Genomic DNA, 26,212 nt, shown 5'->3' with positions numbered 1-26,212 from the left:
TAAGTGGCTAAGTAAACAGCAGGCAGATTAAACTTGTTATATTACTGCCATTGGTACACACGCATATTCACTCGCTCATTTTTAAATGCAATGCCTTCTAATAACAGTTTTTGTCGTTGCTCTTGATATTTATTACTGCCTATAGGAAACGATATTTTACCTTGGCTGTTTACTACTCTATGCCAAGGAATTGTTGAGTCGTTGGGCATTAGCTTTAATAACCGCCCCACTAAACGCGCATTTTGCGGATACCCCGCAATAGCGGCTACTTGCCCATAACTTGCAACTTGCCCTTTAGGAATACTACCAATAACGGTATAAATAAGCGTTTCTTTATCAATTTCCATGTTTTTTCAAATACGCCTGGCTAAGTTGAGTAAACTGCTGCCAAATAGTACGTGCTACTGGCCCATGATGGCTAGAGTGCTGCCTAAAAACGCGAATTTGCGTACTAAATTCATGCTCGCGATCAGTTATGCTGACTTTTTGTAATAACCCCGATTTAATTTCTTCAGCGCAATGCTCTAAGCTGATCATAGCCCAACCAGCGCCCGATAGTAAAAACGATTTTAAGCTCGATATATCGTCAATTTTCATCATTGCTGGGCCTTTAGAATAAGACAACCTATCACTGTCTATACTCAGGCCGCTTTCAAACATGGCTAAACACGGGTACGACTGTAATTCACTGTAGCTAAGTGTGTTGGGTATAATATTTTTTGCGCTAACAATACCAATGTCGAGCTTGCCTATGGGCAAGCTTTCTAAATCGCCGGTAGCATGAAACAAGTCAAACCAAGGGCCTATGCCAAGCTCTGCTTGGCCATTATTAACTTGCTCCAACGAAATAAAGCGTTTACCACTGGTTAAACTAAACTCAGTGCTATTAAATACTCTAAAAGTATTACTTATGATCTCATTGTAGCTTTGCACATGGCATATTTGTTCATAACAAATTCTAAATTGCGCTTCATTGCCCAGTGCTAGCTCTTTTGCAAGTTGTGCAAGCTCTTCGTTGTTATTGAGTAGTTGCTTAGCTTGGCGATGAAAAATCCGCCCTTTTTCGGTTAATTGTAAACGGTATTGCGAACGGTCGAGTAGCGCAAAGCCTATTTTTGTCTCTAAACTTTTAATTGCTAACGTAAGCGCTGGCTGTGTTTTGTGTAGTTTAAGTGCCGCTGCACTTAAGCTTGCGCTTTGTACAATGGCGTCTAATATTTGTAGCTGGTTGAGTTTCATAGCACTGCCAATAACAACATAAGTAAAACTTATTGAGTTTTTAAAATTTAATGAATTTTATTTTATATGTTTGCGGAGTATGCTGCACTGACTTTATTTAGCTTTTAATTTTCATGGAGAAAATATGCACCTCTTACGTCTATGTGTAGTAACGACGACTTTACTTGGTTTAATAGCCTGCTCTGAGCCTGAGCCGCAAGTAAAAGAAGAGCCAATACGCCCGGTAAAGTTATTTAATATTGGTCACGATTCGCAAGTTAACATTCGCAGTTTTCCTGGTGAAGTAGTTGCAAATCAAGGCTCTTACCTTGCATTTAGAGTAAGTGGTGAGCTGGTTGAGTTTCCGGTATTAGCGGGTCAGCATGTAAAAAAAGGACAACTATTAGCTAAGTTAGACCCTGAAGATTTTCAGCTGCAATATAATGAGCGTAAAGCCCGCTATGAGCTGGCTAAATCACAATTAGGGCGCATTGAACAACTTTTCGAAAAACGCATTACCAGCCAATCAGAGCTTGATCAGGCTATTGCTAACAAGCAAGTTGCCGAATCGGCCTTTAAAATTGCACAAACGAATGTGGAATATAGCCAACTTAGAGCGCCGTTTGCGGGCACGATTGCTAAAGTATTTGTAAAAAACTATGAAAGCGTACAAGCAAAGCAAAATATACTGCGTTTAGAAACCCGCGATTTAATGGATGTTGAAATTCAAGTACCTGAAAGAATTGTGGCGCGCTTTATTAAAGGAACTCAATACCAACCAACGGTTATTTTTGACGGCTATCACGATAAAAAATACACACTCACACTTAAGGAGTGGGACACCCAAGCAGATCCTGCCACATTAACGTATAAAGTTGTGTTTTCGCTGCCAGTGCCAGAAGATTTTAACTTACTTGCCGGTATGACTGGCCGCGTACTTATCGATTTAAGTAAAGTAACGCAATCACAAACCGCTTACACTATTTTGCCCAACGAGGCGGTGTTTTCTGATCCGCAGCAATCTATTAGTAACAACGCTTATGTATGGTTATATAACGAGCAAACCGGCCAAATACATAAACAAGCAGTAAAAGTGGGCCAATTACACCGCGATGGCATTGAAGTACTCAGTGGGATTACAGAAGGACAGCAAATTGTTTCTGCCGGTGTACATTCATTAAAAGAAGGCATGCAAGTACGCCCATGGAATAAAGAGCGAGGCCTGTAATTATGAGCTTTGCACAACTATCTATAGAGAAAAAAGTTATTAGTTGGATGTTTACCCTACTGCTACTTATTGGCGGTGGTGTTTCTTATTTTGACTTAGGGCAATTAGAAGACCCTGAATTTACGTTAAAAAAAGCCATGGTTATCACCATGTATCCTGGCGCGTCGCCACAGCAAGTAGAGGAAGAAGTTACCTTTCCTATCGAAAATGCGATTCAGCAATTACCTTACGTTGATTACGTTACCTCTATTTCGTCAAATGGTAAGTCGCAAATTACCGTAGAAATGAAAAGTAACTACCGAAAACAAGAGTTAAGACAAATTTGGGATGAAATGCGGCGTAAAATTAACGACCTCAACCCATCTTTGCCCAGTGGTGTATACGCTAGTAAAATTATTGATGACTTTGCTGATGTTTACGGCGTAATGTATTCAGTAACCGGCGACGGCTATTCGTATGACGAGCTTAAAGACTACGTAGACTACCTTAAACGCGAACTAGTACTGGTTAAAGGCGTAAGTAAAGTAACTATTGCGGGGGAGCAACAAGCGCAAGTAATGGTTGAAATTTCTACGCAAAAACTTGCTCAATTAGGTATAGCGCCTAGTCATATTTTTCAATTATTACAATCGCAAAATACGGTTTCTAACGCAGGTAAAATTAGGGTCGGCAGTGAGTCTATTCGCTTACATCCTACTGGCGAGTTTAAAGATGTAAAAGAGTTAGAAACCCTGCTTATTTCTAAATCGGGTGCCAGCGAGCTAATTTATTTAGGTGATGTAGCTAAGGTATATCGCGAGTACGCCGAAGTGCCCAACAATATTATTCGTTACAACCAACAACAAGCATTGTTAATTGGCGTGTCGTTTATGTCGGGCGTTAATGTGGTTGATATAGGTAACGACATTGACGCGCATCTTGCGTCGCTTGAGTACCAGCGGCCACATGGGATTAAAGTTAATGCTGTTTATAACCAACCAAACGAAGTAGAAAAATCGGTAAACGGTTTTATTATTAGCCTAGTTGAAGCGATTGCTATTGTAATTATAGTGTTGCTGCTGTTTATGGGGGTTAAAAGCGGGCTATTAATTGGCGGTATTTTACTGCTTACCGTTTTAGGTACTTTTATTTTTATGAAGTTATTTGCTATAGATTTGCAAAGAATTTCGTTAGGTGCGCTAATAATCGCACTTGGTATGCTTGTTGATAATGCCATTGTTGTTACCGAAGGTATTTTAATTAACCTCAAACGTGGGCAAACTAAGCTAAGAGCCTCTATTAATATTGTTGAACAAACTAAGTGGCCATTACTTGGGGCAACTGTGATTGCGATTACTGCATTTGCGCCGATTGGTTTAAGCTCCGACGCCAGCGGTGAGTTTGCCGGCAGTTTATTTTGGGTATTACTTATTTCGCTTTTATTAAGCTGGATCACTGCCATTACCCTCACACCATTTTTTGCCAACTTAATGTTTAAAGAAACGCAATTAAACGCTGATGGCGAGCAACAGTATGACGACCCATATCAAGGTTTTATATTCACCAGTTACAAAGCCAGCTTAAACCTTGCTATGCGCTTTAGAAAAAGCACTTTAGTTTTAATGTTAGTACTGTTGTGTAGTGCTGTTGTTGGTTTTGGCGCTGTAAAGCAATCATTTTTTCCGGCATCTAATACGCCAATGTTTTATGTCGATTATTGGCAAGAACAAGGCGCTGATATTCGCTCAACGCTTGAGGGGATTAAAAAATTAGAAGCATTTTTACAGCAAAACCCGCTCGTTACTGAAATAACCAGTACTGTAGGCCAAGGTGCTCCGCGCTTTATGCTTACCTATGCTCCTGAAAAATCATACCCCGCGTACGGGCAATTAATTATTCGTGTAACTGACCGTGAAGCAGTTGCCACTGTTATGCAAAAAGTACGAGATTTCGCACAGCACAATCCGGTTGCCGCACAGCTTAAAGTTAAACCTATGGAAATAGGCCCTTCAACTGATGCAAAAATAGAAGCGCGTTTTTCTGGCCCAGATCCAGTTGTACTTAGAAAACTATCTGCTCAAGCCAAACATATCATAGCGCAAGATACAGGTTCGCATAATATTCGTGATGATTGGCGGGCACGTACCAAAATGATCCGCCCACAGTTTAACGAACAAAAAGCGCGTCGTTTAGGTATTAGTAAATCAGACCTTGATCAAGTATTACTTACTAACTTGTCGGGTAAGCAAGTGGGTTTATATCGTGATGGCACCCAATTACTGCCTATTATTGCGCGCTCTCCTGCTAACGAGCGCTTAAACGTAGAAAGTGTACACGACCTACAAATTTTCAGCCCAGTATTGGGGGTGTTTATACCGGTTACTCAAGTTGTTGATGAGTTTGTAGTTGAATGGGAAGACAGCTTGATTATGCGCCGCGATCGTAAGCGCACTATTACCGTTATGGCTGACCATGATGTACTAAGTGACGAAACGCCGGCTAAACTATTTGCACGCATTCGCACCGATATCGAAAACATTGAGCTGCCACGCGGTTACGAAATGCAATGGGGTGGCGAATACGAGTCATCGAGTAAAGCTAAAAAAGCTATCTTTGGCTCATTGCCGATTGGTTACTTAGCTATGTTTGCAATTACAGTATTGCTGTTTAACTCTGTTAAGCAGCCTTTAGTTATTTGGGCTACTGTACCACTGGCAATTATTGGGGTAAGCGCTGGGCTATTGGTCATGAATGCGCCGTTTAGCTTTATGGCATTATTAGGATTACTAAGCTTAAGCGGTATGTTAATAAAAAATGGCATAGTATTAGTGGATCAAATAAATCTTGAATTAACTGAAGGTAAAGCGCCATACCAGGCGGTATTTGATTCAGGAGTAAGCCGTGTACGCCCTGTTGCTATGGCAGCAATAACCACTATATTGGGGATGATCCCACTATTATTTGATGTGTTTTTTCAATCAATGGCGGTTACCATTATGTTTGGCTTAGGTTTTGCTACCATATTAACTTTAATTGTAGTGCCTGTGCTTTATACCATTATATATAAAATTGAATATCAGCCACTTAAAACTAGAATTAAATAAAGCAAATAAGCTTTTAGTAAATTAATAAACGCAGCTAAAGCTGCGTTTATTTTATATACCACTTTATACCTGCCTTATAACTGCCTACTCTTAGTAATAAAGTACCATTGTGATTATACCGCTCAAAAACATCGTTTTTCTTATATTTTATATACATACAAACATTTTAAATATCTGGTATTTTGTTTTAATAATGCTAATGTAACTTTAAGGTTAATCATTTTAAGGACATGAGAAAATAATGAGACTATCCCTAACTCAATCAGCAGCAAGTATATTGTATTTAGGTTTTATCCAATTTTTTCTTGTTGTTGCATTTTTGGGGGCTTTAGAAAGTGTTGTTGTTACGCAAAGCTTAATGCCGGTTATTTCTCTGCAACTTTCTTTGACTGCGTTAGGCTTAGCTATTTTATTGGCTTTTTTACCTAAGGTTTTACCTACAAAAAAAATTAAATATCTCATACCTATATTACTCATTACCGGCGCTATATTGTTTATTAACTTTGAGCTAAGTTTGTGGCGACATGATAGCAGTAGCTGGTTTTGGGACAGCCATAACCCTTTTATCTCATCTTTTAGTGCTGTAATGGTATTTGTGTTTTTTTTAGCTTTAATTATAAAAATTAAAAACCCAATTACTACCGTTAAAGGTTCTATAACCGCTAAAGTAATTACGTTTTTTGCTATTTTTATTGGCATAACACTTTGGCAAGTTACCGCGGTTAAAACGGTAACTAATGTAGCTGTAGATGCACAAAATAAAATTAAATTTGTTGAAACTATACTCAATAAAAACCTCGAAAGTCATATCACATCACTTACTCGCATAAAAACACGTTTAGAAGCAGTGAATGCCGACGACTTTATAAAAATGGCTAATATAGACTTAAAAATTTATACCCAAGACTTTGAAGTTATTAGCAGTATGCTTCTTCTCGATGAAGACTTGAATTACATAAGCGGCACAACGTATTCTAAGCAATTTACTAATGACGGATTAATTGCAACCAGCCCTATTACTAACTGGTTAAAAGCCGCTAAAAATGAAGTTAGATTTGCGGCTAACTCAGCAACATTAGACACAGACACGCCCATAATTATGTTCTCAATTCCAATAACGGCAAGCAATGGTAAAAAATACCAAGTGCTGGCACTGTTAAATTTAAACTTGTTAATTGAAAACAGATACATAGATTATCTCAGCTCGTTTGATACTTTTATTGAGTTAACACCTAAAATTTATTTCGCAATCGACAAAAACCAAAAAAATGTTCAAGACTTAAATAGCTTATTAAGCCGTTATAGCAAGCATTATATAGTTAACGAAATTGTTGTAAGAGAGGTAATTAAGCACAACGTTTATAGCTTTATTAAAGACTATTCAAAGCTTAAAGAAGCGGCACAAATTGAGCAAATGATAATATGGCTTACTTTTGCGTTTATTTATATTTTGATCTTAGCCATTGACTCTACTTTTTTGCTCAGACAACAGTCTATTGTGTTACATAAAATGGCTAAATACGACGAGTTAACCGGCCTGCTACGCCGTGATGCATTAAATGCAGAAATAGAGGCTAAGCAGGTTAACTGTGTGGATGTAAATTGCGCGATGGTGTTTTTTAATTTAGATGGCTTTAGCGCGGTAAACAATAGTTTGGGCCATAAATTAGGTGACATGGTTTTGCAATTAGTCGCTAAAAGGCTTAAAAAAAATGCAGTTGCAGCGGATTCCATAGCGCGTTTTGGCAATGATGAGTTTGTATTGCATTACTGTAATATATCTAAGCAGCAGCTATCGGATGAAATTACACTCGTAATAAAATCGCTAGCCGATATATATAACTTAGATGAAGTTGATATCCACCTTACTGTGAGTGTTGGCATAGCCATGTCTGATGGAGAGGTCATTAGCCCTGCATTACTACTACAACAAGCTGATATAGCAATGGATAACGCTAAAGCTTTAGGCGGCAATCAATTTTGTTTTTACCATAAGCTTATGGATGAGAGCCATAATTTTATGGTTACAATTAGAAGTGAGCTACAAAAAGCGATTAAAAATGAGGCATTAGAGGTTTATTATCAACCCATTTATAACTTAACTACTCAATGTATTGTTGCTTTAGAAGCTTTAGTTCGCTGGAAAAATAATGGCAGTTATATTTCTCCTGCTGTTTTTATTCCTATTGCTGAACAAACAGGGCAAATATTACAAGTGGGCGAACAAGTCCTCACTCAAGTGCTAAACGATATGAGTACCATAGCTGAATTACAAAATATTTGTGTTGCGGTTAACTTTTCACCGCAACAAATACAACAGCGAAACTTTACCGAAAAGCTTTATAAGTTAACGTCTGAAAAAAACATACTGCCTAAGTTGCTCACCATCGAAGTGACCGAAATGATTATGTCAGAAAAAGGCGCTATTGAAGAAGTGCTTAAGGCACTGATGAATAAAGGTTTTAATGTAGCAATTGATGACTTTGGGACGGGTTACTCAAGCTTGTCTTATTTATCGCGTCAGCCGGCAAATATAATAAAAATAGATCGTGAATTTACCATTGGCGCCGAATTAGCTGGGCAAAAAAGAGCATTGCTAGAAGGCATTATTAATATTTGCACGCAGTTAAATAAAACAGTGGTAGTAGAGGGTGTAGAAAGTCCTGAGCTGATCGGTTATTTATCTAAGTTTAATAACATTAGAATACAAGGCTTTTATTACTGTAAACCTATGCCTCTGGATAAACTTATAGAATATATACATAGCAACAAATAGCGATTTTGATAATAAATTATTAAAATCGCAGGTTAATTAAGTTGTTGTACCGTACCTAATGTTATATCGCTTTATTTTTTAAGGCTCAATATTCCTTTTGAGTCGGATGATTTATTTGCTTTTATACTTTTAGGTTTACTAACATAAGTGGTTGAGCGCTTTTGATAAGGCGTTTTACTACGCTCTTTTTTACGTTCTTCAGTGCGCTCACCTTGATTAAAACGTTTAGGGTTTTCGCCCTGAAAATCACGTTTTTTATCACTTGTTTTTTGCGGCTTAGCTACAGCTTGCGGGCTTTGTTGCTGTAAAGCGTTTGCTTCATCGTATACTGAATGTTCTTGGGTTTTTCCTGAGTCAGAAATAGAGTTGTTTATAATCGCCATTTCTTGTTCAGTTAAGTGACGCCATTGCCCTACTTTTAAACCTTTAAGCGTCACATTCATAATACGTACGCGTTTGAGTGTGACCACTTCGTAACCTAAATATTCACACATTCTACGTATTTGACGATTTAACCCTTGGGTTAAAATAATAGTAAACTGCTGCGCACCGGTTTGGATTACTTTACATTTTTTAGTGATGGTATCGAGTATGGGCACACCATTACCCATTTTAGCTACAAACTGACGGTTTAATGGTTTATCTACAGTAACTACATATTCTTTTTCGTGATTATTGCCAGCGCGCAAAATTTTATTAACAATGTCGCCTTCGTTAGTTAAAAATATTAGCCCTTCAGATGGGCGATCTAAGCGCCCTATTGGAAAGATCCTATCGGGGTAATTAACTGCTTTAACAATATTACTTTGAATTTTTCGCTCTGTAGTACAGGTAATACCAACGGGTTTGTTATAGGCAATATAAACGCGTTTAGGGATTGCTTTAAGTGTTTTGCCATCTACCAATACAACATCAGTAGATGAAACTTTTACGCCCATTTCCGGGCGAATACCATTAACAGTAACACGACCGTCTTCAATATATTTATCAGCCTCGCGTCGCGAACAAAAGCCAGTATCGCTAATAAATTTATTTAATCGTTTTAAGTCTGTCATGGAAGCAATTCACCTTAATTTTAAAGGCTGCTAGTTTAAACCACCCACAATAATTTTTCGCCCTTAATTTAACCTTTGTAGCCGTTTAAGCAGTGATTTTTGCGTAAGTTAATTTTCGCCATATGTATTCTAAAGGGCCTTGTTGAAAATAACGGCTATAAATGGCGGTAATAATAAGCTGAATAACGATTAGTAAGGTAGCAACTAAACAATAGTCAATACGATTAAAACTGAGCGCCCACTGCTTAAAAAACACTTTAAACAACACAAGTTGCATTAACGTTTGGCTTATATATAAACTAAATGCTAAACGCCCTACTTGTTGAATTAATTTTCCTGTGTTCGCATTGTTACTACACAACTTAACTGCAATGTGAATATAAATAACCGCCATACATAATGCTGCCACACTGTTAATTAATTCTTGCAGCGCATAAAATACACCACTGCTATATTGCTCTGTAGTTAGCCGTAAACTGGTAAATAGTAGCGCACTACTAATTACTAAAATGAGTTGCTTTGCCGATAAGCCACTAGCAAACACCTGTTGCTTATACAGATATATACCTAATAACATTAGCGCTGTCGTTACCCACATGGTAAGTATAGGCACCATAAACACCATTAAGGCGTTCATAGTTATGTTAGATAACAAGTGATCGCCATATGATTGAAAGTATTGGCTATACAAAGCATTAAACTCTGGCGAATCACGGTATATTAATGTCTCTGGTACGCTATACATAACTAAAGCGGTTGCCAAACCCGAGAGTAGAATAAACCCATAGGCGTGCTTTAAAAGTTGCTCATTGGTACTGCTTAAGTACCTTATAGCAAGCAACCCCGACACCCCATACAAAAACAAAATATCGCCGGCCCAAAGTAAAAAACCATGTAATAAACCAAAAACTAGTAACCAATATAGGCGGCTTTTAAGTGGTAAAACCAAGTTATAGCGTTGCCATTGTATGTATAAAGCCGCCCCAAACAGTATGCTAAATATGCTCCTAAAACGCCCCTCTATAAATATTAGGTTTAATGTTTGAATCAGGCTATCACTGCTTGGTGGGGTTGTTAGGGGCGTATAACCGAGTTCAAATACTCCAAAGGTGTATATATTCATAAACACCAAGCCAAGTACGGCAATACCACGAATGAAGTCTAAATTATAATTACGCATTACCTATTCCATTACGTGGTATTTTTATAGCTATCGGCCCAGTTTACCGCTTGCTTATAAATGTTAGGTAGTAATTTGCTATCTATATTTATTAATAAAACGGCTTGCTCTAATGTCCACCAGCTTCCTGATTCATATGCTTTTACGGTTTCAAGAATATAATGCAAGGTGTTTTTTTCGCCTTGTAATGCTGCTTTAATGTCATCTGGAAATGGTAGTTTATTAACTAATAAACTCATAGGTTGATCTAATATGGCATCGAGTAACGAAAATAGCCCGGTTAAAAAAGCTTCACCTTTTTGCTGTTTACTTATTTGCGCGGCAATTAGTTCGCAAAAGCGAGCACGAACTACGCATATTTGCATTAACTCGGCAGGCTTAGACTTAGCGGTATGAGCGGTCACAATCAAACTTACAAACTTTTTTAACCGTTCCTGACCTAAGTATACTAATGCTTGTTTAAGGGAAGATATTTGGCTTTTAATAGGAAACACACCACTATTAATTAAGCGTAATAGTTTGTATGCCAGCGCAGCATCAAGCTCAAATAAACCAGAAATTACGCTTATATCTGGATTGGGTTTCATAACTTCTGCATAAATTGCAATTACTAGCGCGTAATTATAGTCAATATCGTTTTGTTTAAGCATGGTTGGCTTTGCAAAATAATAACCTTGAAAGTAATCAAAGCCCATTTTATAGGCAAGTTCAAACTCCTCGGGCGTTTCTATTTTTTCGGCAAGTATTTTTATTCTTTTATGTTTTTTTAGTTTTTTAACAACCTGGGCAATTTCAGGTAATGGGGTTTGGCGTATATCAAACTTAATCAGATTTACCAGCTTTAAAAATCGCTCCCACTGTGGGGTGTACACAAAATCATCTAACGCTAGTTTATAATTACTATGAAATAAATCACGGCATAACTCATAATTATCGTCTGTGGGCTCTATGGTTTCGAGTAACTCAATCACCACATCTTTACAGGGTAAAAATGCACATAAATCGAGCTTTAACGACTCTGGGCCTATATTAATCAGCGCTTTTTTACCTGACGTTATATGACGGGTTCCTAAGTTAAGCTGATTTTCCATGATCAACCTTGCCGTTGCTTGGCCATCAGATATTTCTGGAAAATAGTTTTTATCACTATCACGAAATAATAGCTCATAAGCAACCACATTCTGGCGACGATTTAATATTGCTTGCCTTGCAACAAATACAGACACATTACCTACTTCTTAGTTTTTATACAGTACTTAGCTATTAATAGCGTAATCAGCAATAATTGTCACTTTTCTTCGACAAAATCATGTTAATTAACCTATTTAGTTTAAAATACATGCAATTTTAAGCAACCGTTAATAAACGCTACAAGATAAGTCTTTAGTTCTCTTCTACCATCAGCGATAATAACGATATATTAATTAACATTCTGAAATATATTAATTTGATGTTGAAAAAAAGCATTCTACTTTCTATTGCTGCTCTGTTTATTTTTAGTGCCACATATATAGGCTCTGCTATTTATACCTTGTATAGCAAAAAAATGATTTCTGTTGACCCTAGGCTCAAAGAAGTATCTGGTATTGAGTATGATAAGCATAAACGCTTATGGGCTATTAACGATAGCGGCGACGAGCCTAAACTTTACCGACTCAATGATGATGGCTCAATTGCTAAAGAAATATTAGTGACTAACGCTAAAAATATAGATTGGGAAGATATGACCCAAAATAAATTTGGTCACTTTTTTTTAGGTGATTTTGGTAATAACACCAATGAGCGCCGCTGGCTTACTATTTATAAAATAGAAAACCCCATTGATATTAAAACCGATACCACCGAAGCTGAAATAATTAAGTTTACCTACCCCGAGTTAGACGGTACACCGGTTGCTCCAGATAACCGCAATTATGACTTAGAGGCGTTTGTAGCATTAGGTAGACACTTATATTTATTTACCAAAAATCGTACTGAACCCTTTGATGGCATTACAAATGTATATAAAGTGGGTGATCATGCGGCTAATTTTAACGCAGAACTAATCGACTCATTTAAAACCTGTACCACCATGGAAAAGCTCTGCTGGATAACCTCTGCTGCACTGAGCCCTGATCGGAAAAAACTAGTGTTATTAGACTCAACTAGCCTTTGGTTATTTGAGAATTTTAAAGGGGATAAGTTTTTCTCGGGTGACGTGTCGCGAATAGACCTAGGCATTGTTACCCAAAAAGAAGCGGTTACTTTTTACGACGACAACACCATAGTATTTACCGATGAAGAATTTAAAGGTATCGGCGGTAATGCCTATGTTATAAAACTCGACGAAGCCAAAAAGCAAATCATTAGAAAAGCCCCTTTAAAACCATAATAACTAATGGTGCTTAATGTATTACTTTAAAGTGCTGAGCTTAGGTAGCTCAGCAAAATAAATATCAATAAAAAAGGCTCTAGCCTTCTTCTTCTACCAGCGACTCTAGAAGGTCATGTATTTCTGCTTTAAGCTCTTTATCCGAAATTTTATTAGCGCTGATTTTAGCATCTTGAAGGTTTTTAATTGCAGCCTCTTTTTGGCCTAATTCTAGCTGCAAAGTTGCCATAGAGAATGCAACCGACGACATATGATCTTTAGAGTTAATGGCTATCGATTTTTTTAAGGCTTTTTCGTAGCCTTCAATTGCTTCTTCTAACTCTTCGGTAAAATCAGCCAGCGTTTCCCATTGTACGGGGTGATCTTTGCTGGTGTTTTCGTTTTCAATACAAATTGCTTTAAGCTGCGCGTAAAGTGACTCGAATTTTTTTGTATCGTTTTTATTTGCAGCCGCCATTAGCTCTTCAGCTAAGTCGTGTACTGCTTTATATACTTTGGTGTTCATCATTGCTAATTACCTTTTGCTACCACTAAATAGTGGGTAAATTAATCATTCTCTCTTTAATAAACTTATTTTAGCAAATTAAGAAATATAAGCTGCAATGAAGTGCACTTTATCAAGATTAATACCAATACCATTGATTAAGAGAGCTATTTAAATGACGAGAAAGCCACTAAATTATTAGTGACAAGTTTAACGCATTTACCCGAGCAAAAGATAAGTAATTAAAATATTACGAACTTACGCAGTCAATAAACTTTTCTGCGACTAAGCTAACCGGTGTTTTTTTATCGTAAAATGCTGCGTTATGCGCCGTTAAAAACTGTGCGCATTTTGCTTTTGATTGATGAAACTTGAGTTTGCAAGAGTCAACCGTTTTCCCTAAAACCTGCTGATAAACTGCATCATCGCACATTGAAAGTGCAAATTGTGAAGCTCCAGCAATAATTTCATCTATGCTCACTGAGTCTGGGGCCGAATCTGAGCCTAGTTTATAAAATAAATCGCTATACTCTTTAACTTCAATAGTTTTGTTCGCATTAAAAATGGCGGCATGAACACTAAGGTAATAGCCACTCGTTATTATTAATAAAACAATGATGGTTATAATAACTTTCACAATTTGTCCTTATTATGTCAGCAGATTGCTGATTCCTTGGCAGTGCGGCTAATGAAATAAACTACCCAATGTACTGTAAATTGATTGCTATTAATTGAATTAAAAAGGGAGAGTAAAATTCAACTTTCCTAAGTTTATTTAAACAGTCCTTGTTTACAAAGTACAAGCTAATAGTATCCACTTTCATGACATTAGAGCTTGTACTCTATGCAATAACTTTATTATAAATTGCTTGCTATATCAATGCGTAATCGCTACCTGTTTACATTTTTATACAACAAACCTAACGTTTAAATTTGGTTTCTAAAATAACAGATGAAGTAGTGCGTTCTACACCATCTAAGTTGCCAATATCATCGAGTAAGTGGCTAAGTTGTTCTAAGTTTTGTGCTTGCACAACTGCAATTAAGTCAAACTCGCCACTAATAGCATAAAGCTGCGATATAGCATTAATTTGCTTTAGCTCTAAATTGGTTTTTGTCGTCAGTTTTTGCCTTACTTTAATAGACACATGAGCGGCTACCATACTATTTAAAAAGTCATCGCCGTAATCAACGCTATAACCTTTAATTACGCCACTTTCCTCTAGCTTTAACATGCGGCTTTGTACAGTTGAGCGTGATAAATTAAGGTGCCTAGCTAAATCTGAAATACTCGCTCTGGCATTGGTTTTTAAAATAGATAATAGCTTTTCGTCTTGTGGAGTTATCATAATGCACAAACCCTTCGTTAATTTGACTTTTATTCTAATCATTTTTCACAAAATAGCACTGCAAATTTCATTCACAACCTTCGATAATGACACTTATAACAAAAAACACAGTGTTTACTGAAGAATACAGGCTAAGTTCTTCTTTGTTTTAGCAACACTTTTTTAAGTAGCCACATAATTTAGGTGTAAAAATGCAAGTAACTAGAGACTTATTTAACGATGTAATGGTGCCAAACTACAATCCTTCAGCAGTTATTCCGGTACGCGGCGTAGGTTCGCGTGTATGGGATCAAGATAATAACGAGTTTATTGATTTTGCCGGTGGTATTGCGGTTAACTGTTTAGGACATTGTCATCCGGCTTTAGTTAATGCACTAAAAGAGCAAGGTGAAAAAATTTGGCATTTATCAAACGTAATGACTAATGAGCCTGCTTTGCGTTTAGCTAAAAAAATGGTTGATGCTACATTTGCTGAAAAAGTGTACTTTGCCAACTCGGGTGCCGAAGCTAACGAAGCAGCGCTAAAATTAGCGCGTCGTTTTGCCCTAGACGTACACGGTGCTGAAAAAACGCAAATTATTGCTTTTAATAAAGGCTTCCACGGTCGTACCTTTTTTACCGTAACGGTTGGTGGTCAAGCAGCTTATTCAGATGGTTTTGGCCCTAAGCCTGCCGATATTGTGCATTGCGATTTTAACGACATTAGCGCATTTGAAGCCCTTATTAGCGATAAAACCTGTGCGGTAATGATGGAGCCACTACAAGGTGAAGGCGGTATTATTTCACCCACTGACGATTTTGCACACAAAGTACGCGAGCTATGTACTAAGCACAACGCGCTGCTTATTTTTGATGAAGTGCAAACGGGTGTTGGCCGTACTGGCGATTTATACGCGTATCAGGGCTTAAACGTAGTACCTGATATTTTAACTACAGCAAAAGCGTTAGGTGGAGGCTTTCCTATCGGTGCCATGATCACCACCACGGCAATAGCAGCGCATTTAAAAGTTGGCACACATGGCTCTACATACGGTGGAAATCCATTAGCCTGCGCCGTAGCCGAAGCCGCTTTTGATACAGTAAATACCCCAAAAGTACTTAGCGGCGTAAAAGAGCGCGAACAGCTGTTTCGTGATGGCCTAAATGCGATTAACGAAAAATATAATGTATTTAGTGAAATTCGCGGTAAAGGTTTATTAATTGGTGCTGCACTAAACGACAAGTTTGCTGGGCGTGCACGCGACTTTTTAATAGCCAGTGCTAACAATGGTTTAATGAACTTAGTAGCCGGTGCGGATGTTATTCGTTTTACTCCGTCTTTAGTTATTCCGTTAGAAGATATTAAAGAAGGCCTAGAGCGCTTTGATAAAGCCGTAAGCGATGTAGTTAACGGTTAATAATAGTAAACCAGCACGCCTTTGGGCGTGCTATTGGAGCAAGTAATTAATGCAAGTATTACGTCCTATTACAGCCAACGACTTTGATGCGCTTAAGCAAATAGCAATAGAGTCTGGGCATGGGTTTACCTCTTTGCCCGTAGATGACACCCAGCTAAAAGAAAAAATTGACCGCGCTGAAAAAAGCTTTGCTAAAAACATTAATAAACCATTGGACGAGAGCTATTTATTTGTTTTAGAAGACAGTGAAACAGGTAAAGTGATTGGCACAACCGCAATAGAAGCCGCTGTAGGCTTAACTGTGCCGCTATATCATTATCACTTAGGTAAAACAGTGCATCACTCGCCTACATTAAATGTATACAACACTGTTGATATTTTGAGCATGTGTAACGACTACACGGGTTGCTCTGAAATATGCACTTTGTTTTTACGTGAAGACAGCCGTACAGGCTTAACTGGGCGCTTTTTATCGCGCTCGCGCTTTTTGTTTATGGCGCAGCACAGTGAACGCTTTGCCGATACCGTCATTGCCGAAATGCGCGGTGTAAGCGACGAGCACGGCCATTCGCCATTTTGGCAATGGCTACAAGAGCACTTTTTTAGTATTGAGTTTCCACAAGCAGATCATTTAGTCGGTTTAGGCGACAAGGTATTTATTAGCGAGCTCATGCCTAAGTACCCTATTTACGTAAATTTACTGAGTAAAAAAGCCCAAGCTGTGATCGGTCATGTTCATGAAAAAACCAAACCCGCGCTTAAACTTCTCGAAAAAGAAGGTTTTGAACATCGCGGCTATGTTGACTTATTTGATGCCGGCCCCACTGTAGAAGCTAAGCTAGGTAATATTCGCAGTATTCGCGAGTCTCAAGTGTGCCCTATTACCATAGGTGAACTTGAACATATAACACAAAACAGTTCCGACACGCTCGCTATTTGTAATCATGGTGTGAGTGACTTTAGAGCTACATTTACTAAACACGCGCATTATAATCATGCAAAGCATACGTTAATCATTAGCCAAGCAGTGGCTGATGCACTTAAGTTAAGCCAAGGAGATGCAGCACGATTCTTTCGTCTGTAAATATATATGAATACACAACTTATAAATAACCAATGGCAAGCAGGCCAAGGCCCAGCATTTGCCTCAATTAATCCAAGCAATGGCGAAACAATTTGGCAAGGTAATGGCGCCAGTGCTGAGCAAGTAAATAGCGCAATAAAAGCCGCAAGAGCAGCGCAGTTACAGTGGGCTGATACCCCGCTTGAGCAGCGCATTACCATACTAGAGAACTTTGCTGCACAACTAAAAGAACACAGCGAAGAGTTTGCCGTTATTATTGCCCAAGAAACCGGGAAGCCTTTATGGGAAACCCGTACTGAAGTAGGCGCAATGACAGGTAAAGTCGCTATTTCGGTAAAAGCATATAATGAGCGTACCGGTACCACAGAAAACCCAATGCCAGGTGCTAAAGCATTTATTAGGCATAAGCCGCACGGTGTAGTGGCTATTTTTGGCCCTTATAACTTCCCTGGGCACTTGCCTAACGGGCATATTGTGCCCGCTATTTTAGCGGGTAACACTGTGGTATTTAAACCCTCAGAGCTTACTCCTCATGTAGCACAATTTACTTTATCGCTGTGGTTAAAGGCGGGCTTACCTGCTGGTGTAATTAACCTAGTACAAGGCGAAATTGAAACAGGTAAGGCATTGGCCGCTCACCAATATATAGATGGCTTATTTTTTACCGGTAGTTCTAATACAGGTCATTTATTACATAAACAGTTTGCTGGCCACCCGGGTAAAATTTTAGCGCTTGAAATGGGCGGCAATAACCCGCTTATAATTAAAGACGTAAACGATGTTAGCGCCGCAGTACACGACATTATTCAGTCGGGCTTTATTACTTCTGGCCAACGCTGTACCTGTGCACGCCGTGTATTTATTGAAAACTCGAGTAATGGCGATGCCATTCTAGCTAAGCTTATTAGCGCCACTAAAAATATTGTAGTTGATGACAGCTTTGCAACAGAGCAGCCATTTATGGGTGCTATGATCAGCGAAAAAGCAGCATTAGGTATGGTGGCTGCGCAAAATGAACTTGTCGCTAAAGGCGCTGAGATTTTAGTTGAACTTAAGCAATTAAAACCAGGTACTGGTTTTGTCAGCCCAGGTATTATCGATGTGACTAATGTTAATGATATGCCAGATGAAGAGCATTTTGGGCCATTAATTAAAATATATCGCTACAGCGATTTTGACAGCGCCATTAATGAAGCAAATAACACCAGCTTTGGTTTATCTGCCGGCTTACTCGCCGATAGTGAAAACGATTATAACCACTTTTTAAAGCGTATTCGTGCTGGTATTGTTAACTGGAATCGCCCCATTACCGGTGCGTCTAGCGCTGCACCATTTGGTGGCATTGGCGCCAGTGGTAATCACAGAGCAAGCGCCTATTACGCTGCCGATTATTGCGCCTACCCGGTAGCTTCTGTTGAATCAGATAAAGTAACTTTACCGCAAACCCTCGCGCCGGGCTTAATAATTGAATAAATACAACTTAACTCGCGTTAAGGTATATAACAAAATTTAAGGATTTAAAATGCATACTGATGTAAATACATTATTTGATAACCTATGGCAAAATTACTTAAACGTAACGCCATCGGCAGACAAAATTCATGATCTATTAGGTTCAACGCAAAAAGATGACATTATTAACGATCATATTGCTCTGCGTACCTTTAACATTGAAAAAGTGGGCTTAGAAAAGCTGGCAGCACACTTTTTAGCTTTGGGTTATAAAGAATGTGGTGAGTATCACTTTGAAGCTAAAAAACTATACGCAAAGCACTACGAGCATAGTGATTTAACACAGCCAAAAGTATTTATTTCTGAGTTGTTGGTAGATAAATGCTCTGCTGAGTTACAAGCAATTGTAAATGATATGGTGAGTCAAATTGACGAGGACGCAGTGACCGCCGATAACTTTTTATACTCAGGCACGCACTGGCAAGTAAGTACAGACACTTATAAGCAACTTCTTGCCGAGAGCGAATACGCAGCGTGGATGTCGGCATGGGGTTACCGAGCTAATCACTTTACGGTAAATATTAATACCCTTGATAAATTTGATAACATTGAAGATGTTAACCAAGCGCTAAAAGATGCAGGCTTTACACTTAATAGCTCAGGCGGCGAAGTAAAAGGCTCGCCAGAGGTATTACTTGAGCAATCGTCGACCCTTGCTGATGAGTACTCAGTAAGCTTTAGCGATGGTGAAATGAGCATTCCTAGCTGTTTTTATGAGTTTGCTATTCGCTACCCTAAAGCCGATGGCGAGCTTTACACCGGGTTTGTAGCAGCCTCTGCCGATAAAATTTTTGAAAGTACCAATGCGCGCTAACTAGCCTGCATTTAGTCACTCTTTAAAAAGCCCGTAAAGGGCTTTTTTTATGCTTATTTAACCGGAGCTCTGGTAAAGAGGTTTACTAACGTAATGGCGCTTTCGATAAATTTCACTTATCGATAAGATGATTTAAATTAATAACCCAAACTACTGTTTTATATTAACTTAAATTAATTCCAAGCTATTTAAAATTAACTATTACACACATTAAAAACACGTTTTATTATTTCGCTGCTTCTTGATTATAATCAATCTGAGTAGATTACAAACCTAGTTTGTAGCAAGGCAAATCAGCAACTATACAGCCAAGTTTTACCTGGCTAATTACTAGCAAACTTTCCTCAACTATAGTTACGTTGGCTTGTAACTATATACTTAAACGCAGTTGCTCATTCCAACTGCGTTTTTTTTGCTTTAAGGGAGAAAAGCTCCCAGTAGTTATTATAAAAACAGCGGCTTATAATCGTTTTCTAATTGTTCAAACGACAAGTCTCCAATAAAGCGCCCAAAGCTGAGCCAAGTTGCTAAACCGCGTAAGTCTTTAAAGTGTGGAGGTACAAACTTAGGCGATTCGATTACTCCTAAACTATGCAGTTGCGTAATCAGCCTAAAGTCATCAATCGATATTTTTCCAACCAGTAATAAAGGCAGTTGATCGATTCTGCCCAGTTGTATGGCAACCCGAATTAAGTTGTACACCAAAACAAAGCCTTTAATGTAGGCAATGTCTTTAGTAAACGGCAAACCTGTGGGGGTACTGCCCCTAAATACACGCTGAGCTAAAGTATAGCTTTCATCTTGCGATAACCCTTGCGCTACATAATCGCGGTAAATATCAACAAATTCAGCACCATCAATTACCTTGGTCACCGCTTGAATACGGTTAACTAATTTAGATAAGCGCCGTGGTGTTGATTTTAAGGTAATAATTTCGGTTAATACCGCAAGGCCCTCTTGGGTCACTGTTGAGCTTGGCGTGCCTTTACTTAAACAGGTTAAGTAAGGTTGCGCTAGGCCATTTTGCGTCGTGCCTACATGTATCCAGCCTTCGTGCACTTCTAGAATATCGAGTTCACGCTGCGAAAACTTCACATCTTTATTTAGCTTAATGTTATTAGCCCCAGCTGCTGCATCGCTCACTATGCCATCGCTTAGTATTACCTCTACGTTGATCCCTACCATACTGGCATTAACTTGCTCAGATAAAATACGCACAGCATCGCTTGCTGCTATATTTTTAGGATCGTCTGGCAGTATATCGGCAATTAATAAGTTTTTAAGCGGCCGCTCTAACATGTTTGCCAGCTCAGTAAGTGAAGGCTCACCAGCATGAAACAAATCTTTAGGGTGCCCAAATAGCTCTACTGATAGGTCATGAAATTCAGGCGTTCCTCGATATTCCAGCATGCTTAATACGGTTTTATACTCGCTGCACATTTTTCCCATATATTGAGCTATTGGGTTTAGCTGTCCTAACTGGTTAATAATGTTACGCTGCAAAGTAGAAAACGCTTGGCGTAGTTCGCTGGGCACAAATCCTAAATCGCGCTGCTGATAATAAGCACGATCGATAACTGGATTTTTTTGACATTTTTGTCTAAAAAATTCTTCTTTAATTTGTTTATCCCAATTAATCGCATCCAGTATTCTTATAGGTGTTTGCAGGGCAACTAATTGATCTGATAATTCACGAGTTTTAAGTAGTAACGCCTTGTCTATCATGGTGTAAGCTCAACAAATAATGAATTGTGAGCATAATTTAAAATAACCAAATTACAAAGTAATATCATCATTTTTTAACCATTGTTTTTAAGATGATCGGACCACATATCTAAAACGTATATACTTGCAAAGTTAAGGATTAATTAATGAAAAATGAAATCGACAACAAGCAAATTTTAGCTGTGTATGAACGCATAATACAACGCGGCGAAATGCAGGATGATGGTAAGCATTATCAAGGTGTTACCGCGTATTCAGACGCAGACGGTTATACCATTTATTTACAAGGCAGCGGCGTAGAACTGCGTTTTGGGTTTCATAATACGTATCATCTTGATTACGAACATGAAAAACACAAAGATGACTTTTTAAAAAAATTACACAATATTGCCAATGAAACCTAATGCTGCCACCCAGGCTTAAAAAACGCGCCACTAGCAAGCTCAATACTTCCTTTATTACGCAAGTAATTATTGAGCTTGAAGCTAACCCGCACAAGCTCGAAATTATTCGCCACAACCTAGCTTACTACCGTACCCAAACCCATTTAAAAAAAGGCTTTCTCCTCGCTATTGAGCGATTTGACTGGGTGTTTGCAGCATGTAATAACGTGGATGAAATTTGCGCACAAATTATGGCCGATGACTACATTGGAAATCGTCTTAGGCGTTATCCTCTTTTGTTCAAAGGTACATTAGCGCCTTAAATTAAGCTGTAACAATACGTCTGCTTTGTACCTATATTAGCCCTTCTTGCTTTGCTATATTTACAATTAACTTTATAAAACCAGCCTGTTGTTATAATTATATCCATTGCAATTTTGGCTATATAAACAGCAACACATACCGTTAGTGCTCTAATGATTACCGTACTAAGCATATTATTTGAAATTATTTACATTTTATTTCTTAGCCAAAATAACCCTACCCTATTGTACTACAAAATAATACATAAACTCTTGTTTTTAAACAACATAAAACAAATTCAATGTTTATTATTTACGTATACTAGACTACCTTTTTTGTTAATGATTCATCTACATTTTGGCATCCGATCATTTACCTGCGCCTTGAATTGTTAGAGCTATTACCTTAAACTTATGTTTATTGAACGGTCAATTAATAATAAATATGCCTAAAGTTGGAATGGAACCTATAAGACGTCAGCAGCTAATTGACGCAACAATTGAGTCGGTTGCACAGCGCGGTTTACAGGCAACCACTATTAACAGTATTAGTAAAAATGCGGGATTATCCTCTGGCATAATTAGTCATTACTTTGGTGGTAAGCAGGGATTAATTGAAGCAACGGTGAGGTATTTACTTACGAGTTTAAAACAGGAGCTTGTTTGCAAACTTGAAGCAAATACCAACGCGACGCAGCGCTTAATGTTTATTATTGAAGCCAACTTTGCACTTGTGCAACAGCGCTCAGATACTACACGAACTTGGTTGAGCTTTTGGGCACAATCAATGCACGATGCCGAATTACACCGGCTACAAAATGTAAACAGCAAACGCTTGCAAAGTAATTTAGCATTTTCATTTAAGCAATTAATGCCCGCTGAGCAAGCAAAACAAGCCGCCGAACTTAGCGCCGCCATGATCGACGGCCTATGGTTACGAGCAGTACTTAGTAAATCAAACGAACATCAGTTTAATCACAGTGAAAAGCTAGCAAAAAGTTATGTGCATTCACTCATCAAGCAATATGGAGCCTAGCGTGACAACACCTGTCTATCAAAATTTTATTAACGGCCATTTCCTTGCAAATAAAAGCGGCAAAACATTTGATGTAACTAACCCTGCTACGGGTGAAGTTATTTATGCAGTAGAAATTGCTGACGAGTTTATTCAAAACGCTGCCATTGCAAGTGCAAAGCAAGGTTTTGCTCAGTGGTCGGCCATGTCGCCTATTGAGCGCAGTCGCATTTTACTCAAGGCCGTAGCAATTTTACGCGAGCGCAATGACGAGCTAGCGCTGGTAGAGGTACTTGATACCGGCAAACCAATGCAAGAAGCAAACTGTGTAGATATTGAAACAGGCGCTGATGTTATTGAATTCTTTGCTGGTTTAGCACCGGCACAAGTTGGCCAACAACAAATGGTTGGCAGCGACTTTTACTATACCCGTAAAGAGCCTTTAGGTATTTGCGCTGGTATTGGTGCGTGGAACTACCCGCTACAAATTGCCTGTTGGAAATCGGGCCCTGCTCTTGCCGCTGGTAATGCGTTTATTTTTAAACCATCGGAAGAAACACCACTTGGCGCAATTAAGCTAGCTGAAATTTTTGTAGAAGCTGGCGTACCCGCAGGTGTATTTAATGTCGTACAAGGCGCAGGCGATGTAGGCCAATGGCTAACACAGCATACTGATATAGATAAAGTGTCGTTTACTGGCGAAGTAGGTACAGGTAAAAAGGTAGTTGCGAGCGCTGCGGGATCTTTAAAAGATGTCACCATGGAGCTTGGTGGTAAGTCGCCATTAATTGTATTTGATGATGCCAATATTGAACAAGCAGTAAGTGCTGCAATGTTAGGCAACTTTTATACTCAAGGCGAAGTATGTACTAATTGTACCCGTATTTATGTTCATAAAAATGTATATCAACAATTTATTGATGAGCTTAAAACCCGTACTGAACAAAATATTATTGCCGGCGATCCTCAAGATTTAAATACTAACTTTGGCGCGCTAATTTCTAAAAAGCATCAAGACTTAGTAATGAGCTACGTTAATAAAGGTATTGCAGAGGGCGCAACGCTACTAACAGGTGGTACAACACTTTCACCTGCATCTGCACCTAACGGCTATTTTGTTGCCCCTACTGTGTTTATTGATTGCAACGATGACATGAGCATAGTTAAAGAGGAAATATTTGGCCCAGTAATGAGCGTGTTGGTATTTGATGACGAAGACGATGTGATTAAACGTGCAAACGGTACTCACCTTGGTCTAGCTGCGGGTGTATTTACTAGCGACATTAAACGTGCACACCGTGTTATTCATCAACTACAAGCGGGTATTTGTTGGATTAACGCTTATGGTAACTCACCTGCAGAAATGCCAGTTGGTGGTTACAAGCAATCGGGCATTGGCCGCGAAAACGGCATAGAAACCCTCGATACTTATACCCAAACTAAATCTGTTTATGTTGGTATGGCCGACATAGAAAGCCCATTTTAAAGGATACTGATTATGAGTAATTCGTATGACTATATTATTGTGGGCGCAGGCTCTGCAGGTTGCGTGTTAGCAAATCGCTTATCAGCCGATAAAAACACCCGTGTATTACTACTAGAAACGGGTGGCAGTGATAAAAGCATTTTTATAAAAATGCCTACCGCGCTTTCTATTCCAATGAATAGCGATAAGTACGCGTGGCAGTTTCATACCCAACCTGAGCCGCATTTAGACAACCGCGAAATGCATTGTCCGCGCGGTAAAGTACTCGGTGGTTCGTCATCTATTAATGGCATGGTGTATGTACGCGGCCATGCAAAAGACTTTGACGAATGGCAACACAATGGCGCAAACGGCTGGGATTATCAGTCGTGTTTACCGTATTTTCAAAAAGCAGAAAGCTTTTACTTAGGTGAAAATAAGTACCGTGGCGGTAAAGGCCCGCTGGGCGTTAATAACGGTAACGAAATGAAAAACCCTTTGTACAGCACCTTTATTAAAGCGGGCATTGAAGCGGGTTACGCACACACTAACGACTACAATGCCTCGCAGCAAGAAGGCTTTGGGCCAATGCACATGACGGTAAAAGACGGTGTACGTAGCTCAGCCGCGCGTGAATACTTAGATCCAGTTAAATCGCGTAATAATTTAACTATTGTTACCGGTGCACTTGCCCAGCGCGTTGTTTTAGAGGGCAAAAAAGCCACTGGTATTGAATACAAAGTAAATGGCGAAGTTAAAACCGCTGTTGCTGCAAAAGAAGTGATATTAAGCGCCGGCTCTATTGGCTCGCCACATATTTTACAGCTATCGGGTATTGGCGATAGCGAAGTGCTTAAAAAAGCAGGCATTGAGGTAAAACACCATTTACCCGGTGTAGGGCAAAACTTACAAGATCATCTTGAGTTTTACTTTCAATATAAGTGCAAACAACCTATTACCTTAAACGGTAAATTAGGGTTAATTTCAAAAGGTTTAATTGGTGCACGTTGGTTATTAACCCGCAAGGGACTGGGCGCTACAAATCACTTTGAATCATGTGCTTTTATTCGCTCTAAGCCTGGAGTTGAATGGCCAGATTTGCAATACCACTTTTTACCTGCCGCAATGCGCTACGACGGACGCAGTGCCTTTGACGGCCATGGTTTTCAAGTACATGTAGGTCATAACAAGCCAAAAAGCCGCGGCAGCGTTACTATTGCATCGGCTGATCCTGAGCAACCACCTAAAATTGTGTTTAATTACCTACAACATCAAGATGACATTGAAGGCTTTAGAGCCTGTGTACGCCTAACTCGTGAAATTATTGAGCAAAGTGCCTTTGATGATTATCGCGATGAAGAAATTCAGCCAGGTAAGCATATTCAAACCGATGCAGAAATAGATGCCTTTGTCCGTCAAACGGTTGAAAGCGCTTATCACCCTTCTTGCTCTTGCAAAATGGGTGAAGATGAACTGGCAGTCGTTAATTCAGACACCCAAGTACATGGGATCGCAGGTTTACGTGTAGTTGACTCATCTATATTTCCAACCATACCAAACGGTAACTTAAACGGCCCTACCATTATGGTGGCCGAAAAAGCCGCTGATATTATTTTAGGTAATAAGCCATTAGCGAAGCTCAATGCACCAGTAGCAATGAGCGCTGACTGGCAAACAACACAACGTAATAGCAAGATATAAATTAAGCCACTAGCAAAGGTTTACTACTTAGGTAGTTAAGCCTTTGTGAGACTCGCCGTGGCTCACGATA

At 38.9% G+C, this 26,212-nt stretch carries 22 protein-coding genes; 13 read left to right on the top strand and 9 right to left on the bottom strand.

All coding sequences use genetic code 11. From position 1 onward, the window contains the following. Positions 1–41: 41 nt before the first annotated feature. Together I6E78_RS09025 and I6E78_RS09020 are read right to left on the bottom strand one after the other, a co-directional pair. A complete protein-coding gene (locus tag I6E78_RS09025) occupies positions 42–347 on the bottom strand; it encodes an MGMT family protein (RefSeq protein ID WP_011330066.1) in 306 nt (101 codons plus the stop codon). Continuing rightward, positions 337–1,239, bottom strand: coding sequence for a LysR family transcriptional regulator (locus tag I6E78_RS09020; RefSeq protein ID WP_011330065.1), 903 nt, complete (start codon positions 1,237–1,239; stop codon positions 337–339). Before I6E78_RS09020 ends, I6E78_RS09025 begins: the two co-directional genes overlap by 11 nt. 124 nt (positions 1,240–1,363) lie before the next feature. On the opposite strand from I6E78_RS09020, the gene I6E78_RS09015 reads away from it, so the two are divergent. The 3 genes from I6E78_RS09015 (at position 1,364) to I6E78_RS09005 (ending at position 8,305) form a co-directional block, all read left to right on the top strand. Beyond that, positions 1,364–2,446, top strand: coding sequence for an efflux RND transporter periplasmic adaptor subunit (locus I6E78_RS09015; RefSeq protein WP_197182322.1), 1,083 nt, complete (start codon positions 1,364–1,366; stop codon positions 2,444–2,446). 2 nt (positions 2,447–2,448) lie between these two features. After that, entirely contained in the window at positions 2,449–5,529 is a 3,081-nt protein-coding gene (locus I6E78_RS09010; protein WP_197182321.1) for an efflux RND transporter permease subunit, read from the top strand. Positions 5,530–5,770: 241 nt separating this feature from the next. After that, entirely contained in the window at positions 5,771–8,305 is a 2,535-nt protein-coding gene (locus I6E78_RS09005) for a putative bifunctional diguanylate cyclase/phosphodiesterase (protein ID WP_197182320.1), read from the top strand. 71 nt (positions 8,306–8,376) lie between these two features. Here I6E78_RS09005 and rluF read toward each other — a convergent pair whose 3' ends face one another. From rluF to I6E78_RS08990, 3 genes are all read right to left on the bottom strand, one after another. Continuing rightward, positions 8,377–9,360, bottom strand: coding sequence for a 23S rRNA pseudouridine(2604) synthase RluF (rluF, locus tag I6E78_RS09000; RefSeq protein WP_197182319.1), 984 nt, complete (start codon positions 9,358–9,360; stop codon positions 8,377–8,379). Between the two features lie 85 nt (positions 9,361–9,445). Next, on the bottom strand, positions 9,446–10,540 hold the full coding sequence (locus I6E78_RS08995; protein ID WP_182683615.1) for a DUF418 domain-containing protein: 1,095 nt from the start codon (positions 10,538–10,540) through the stop codon (positions 9,446–9,448). Positions 10,541–10,551: 11 nt separating this feature from the next. After that, positions 10,552–11,766, bottom strand: coding sequence for an HDOD domain-containing protein (locus I6E78_RS08990; protein ID WP_179806894.1), 1,215 nt, complete (start codon positions 11,764–11,766; stop codon positions 10,552–10,554). Positions 11,767–11,990: 224 nt separating this feature from the next. Here I6E78_RS08990 and I6E78_RS08985 point away from each other — a divergent pair, with 224 nt between their 5' ends. After that, positions 11,991–12,911, top strand: a complete 921-nt coding sequence (locus tag I6E78_RS08985) for a hypothetical protein (protein ID WP_041454933.1) — start codon at positions 11,991–11,993, stop codon at positions 12,909–12,911. Positions 12,912–12,990: 79 nt separating this feature from the next. On the opposite strand, the gene I6E78_RS08980 is transcribed toward I6E78_RS08985, so the two are convergent. From I6E78_RS08980 to I6E78_RS08970, 3 genes are all read right to left on the bottom strand, one after another. Then, positions 12,991–13,419, bottom strand: a complete 429-nt coding sequence (locus tag I6E78_RS08980; protein WP_011330057.1) for a hypothetical protein — start codon at positions 13,417–13,419, stop codon at positions 12,991–12,993. A 226-nt stretch (positions 13,420–13,645) separates the two neighbouring features. After that, positions 13,646–14,032: a hypothetical protein gene (locus I6E78_RS08975; protein WP_182683617.1), complete on the bottom strand. Its 387-nt coding sequence runs from the start codon at positions 14,030–14,032 to the stop codon at positions 13,646–13,648. A 283-nt stretch (positions 14,033–14,315) separates the two neighbouring features. After that, the gene (locus I6E78_RS08970) at positions 14,316–14,744 is read right to left on the bottom strand and encodes an Lrp/AsnC family transcriptional regulator (RefSeq protein ID WP_011330054.1); all 429 of its coding nucleotides are present in this window, start codon (positions 14,742–14,744) and stop codon (positions 14,316–14,318) included. A gap of 191 nt (positions 14,745–14,935) precedes the next feature. Here I6E78_RS08970 and I6E78_RS08965 point away from each other — a divergent pair, with 191 nt between their 5' ends. Genes I6E78_RS08965 through I6E78_RS08950 form a run of 4 tightly spaced genes read left to right on the top strand, consistent with a single transcriptional unit; the run spans position 14,936 to position 19,551 of the window. After that, positions 14,936–16,141, top strand: a complete 1,206-nt coding sequence (locus I6E78_RS08965; RefSeq protein WP_011330053.1) for an aspartate aminotransferase family protein — start codon at positions 14,936–14,938, stop codon at positions 16,139–16,141. A 49-nt stretch (positions 16,142–16,190) separates the two neighbouring features. Beyond that, the gene (astA, locus tag I6E78_RS08960; protein WP_011330052.1) at positions 16,191–17,225 is read left to right on the top strand and encodes an arginine N-succinyltransferase; all 1,035 of its coding nucleotides are present in this window, start codon (positions 16,191–16,193) and stop codon (positions 17,223–17,225) included. A gap of 6 nt (positions 17,226–17,231) precedes the next feature. Next, the gene (gene astD / locus I6E78_RS08955) at positions 17,232–18,698 is read left to right on the top strand and encodes a succinylglutamate-semialdehyde dehydrogenase (RefSeq protein ID WP_197182318.1); all 1,467 of its coding nucleotides are present in this window, start codon (positions 17,232–17,234) and stop codon (positions 18,696–18,698) included. Between the two features lie 49 nt (positions 18,699–18,747). After that, the gene (locus I6E78_RS08950) at positions 18,748–19,551 is read left to right on the top strand and encodes a DUF1338 domain-containing protein (protein ID WP_179806896.1); all 804 of its coding nucleotides are present in this window, start codon (positions 18,748–18,750) and stop codon (positions 19,549–19,551) included. 444 nt (positions 19,552–19,995) lie between these two features. Here I6E78_RS08950 and I6E78_RS08945 read toward each other — a convergent pair whose 3' ends face one another. Then, the gene (locus tag I6E78_RS08945) at positions 19,996–21,276 is read right to left on the bottom strand and encodes a flavohemoglobin expression-modulating QEGLA motif protein (RefSeq protein ID WP_197182317.1); all 1,281 of its coding nucleotides are present in this window, start codon (positions 21,274–21,276) and stop codon (positions 19,996–19,998) included. A 146-nt stretch (positions 21,277–21,422) separates the two neighbouring features. Between I6E78_RS08945 and I6E78_RS08940 the strand changes: the two genes are divergently transcribed. The 5 genes from I6E78_RS08940 to betA all read left to right on the top strand — a co-directional run bounded on the left by I6E78_RS08940 (position 21,423) and on the right by betA (position 26,142). Beyond that, a complete protein-coding gene (locus I6E78_RS08940) occupies positions 21,423–21,680 on the top strand; it encodes a DUF3081 domain-containing protein (protein ID WP_011330048.1) in 258 nt (85 codons plus the stop codon). Continuing rightward, the gene (locus I6E78_RS08935) at positions 21,680–21,982 is read left to right on the top strand and encodes a hypothetical protein (RefSeq protein WP_197182316.1); all 303 of its coding nucleotides are present in this window, start codon (positions 21,680–21,682) and stop codon (positions 21,980–21,982) included. The genes I6E78_RS08940 and I6E78_RS08935 overlap by 1 nt, the downstream gene beginning before the upstream one ends. A 439-nt stretch (positions 21,983–22,421) precedes the next feature. Next, positions 22,422–22,997, top strand: a complete 576-nt coding sequence (betI, locus tag I6E78_RS08930; RefSeq protein ID WP_050754485.1) for a transcriptional regulator BetI — start codon at positions 22,422–22,424, stop codon at positions 22,995–22,997. Between the two features lies 1 nt (position 22,998). Beyond that, positions 22,999–24,462, top strand: coding sequence for a betaine-aldehyde dehydrogenase (gene betB / locus I6E78_RS08925; RefSeq protein WP_197182315.1), 1,464 nt, complete (start codon positions 22,999–23,001; stop codon positions 24,460–24,462). A 12-nt stretch (positions 24,463–24,474) separates the two neighbouring features. Then, positions 24,475–26,142, top strand: a complete 1,668-nt coding sequence (betA, locus tag I6E78_RS08920) for a choline dehydrogenase (protein ID WP_197182314.1) — start codon at positions 24,475–24,477, stop codon at positions 26,140–26,142. Positions 26,143–26,212 lie beyond the last annotated feature (70 nt).

The organism is Pseudoalteromonas sp. NZS127 (assembly GCF_015864805.1).
GTDB classification, from domain to species: Bacteria; Pseudomonadota; Gammaproteobacteria; order Enterobacterales; family Alteromonadaceae; genus Pseudoalteromonas; species Pseudoalteromonas nigrifaciens.
Note: the sequence above shows the minus strand (reverse complement) of the source record. Positions and strands in the feature narration are given on the sequence as shown.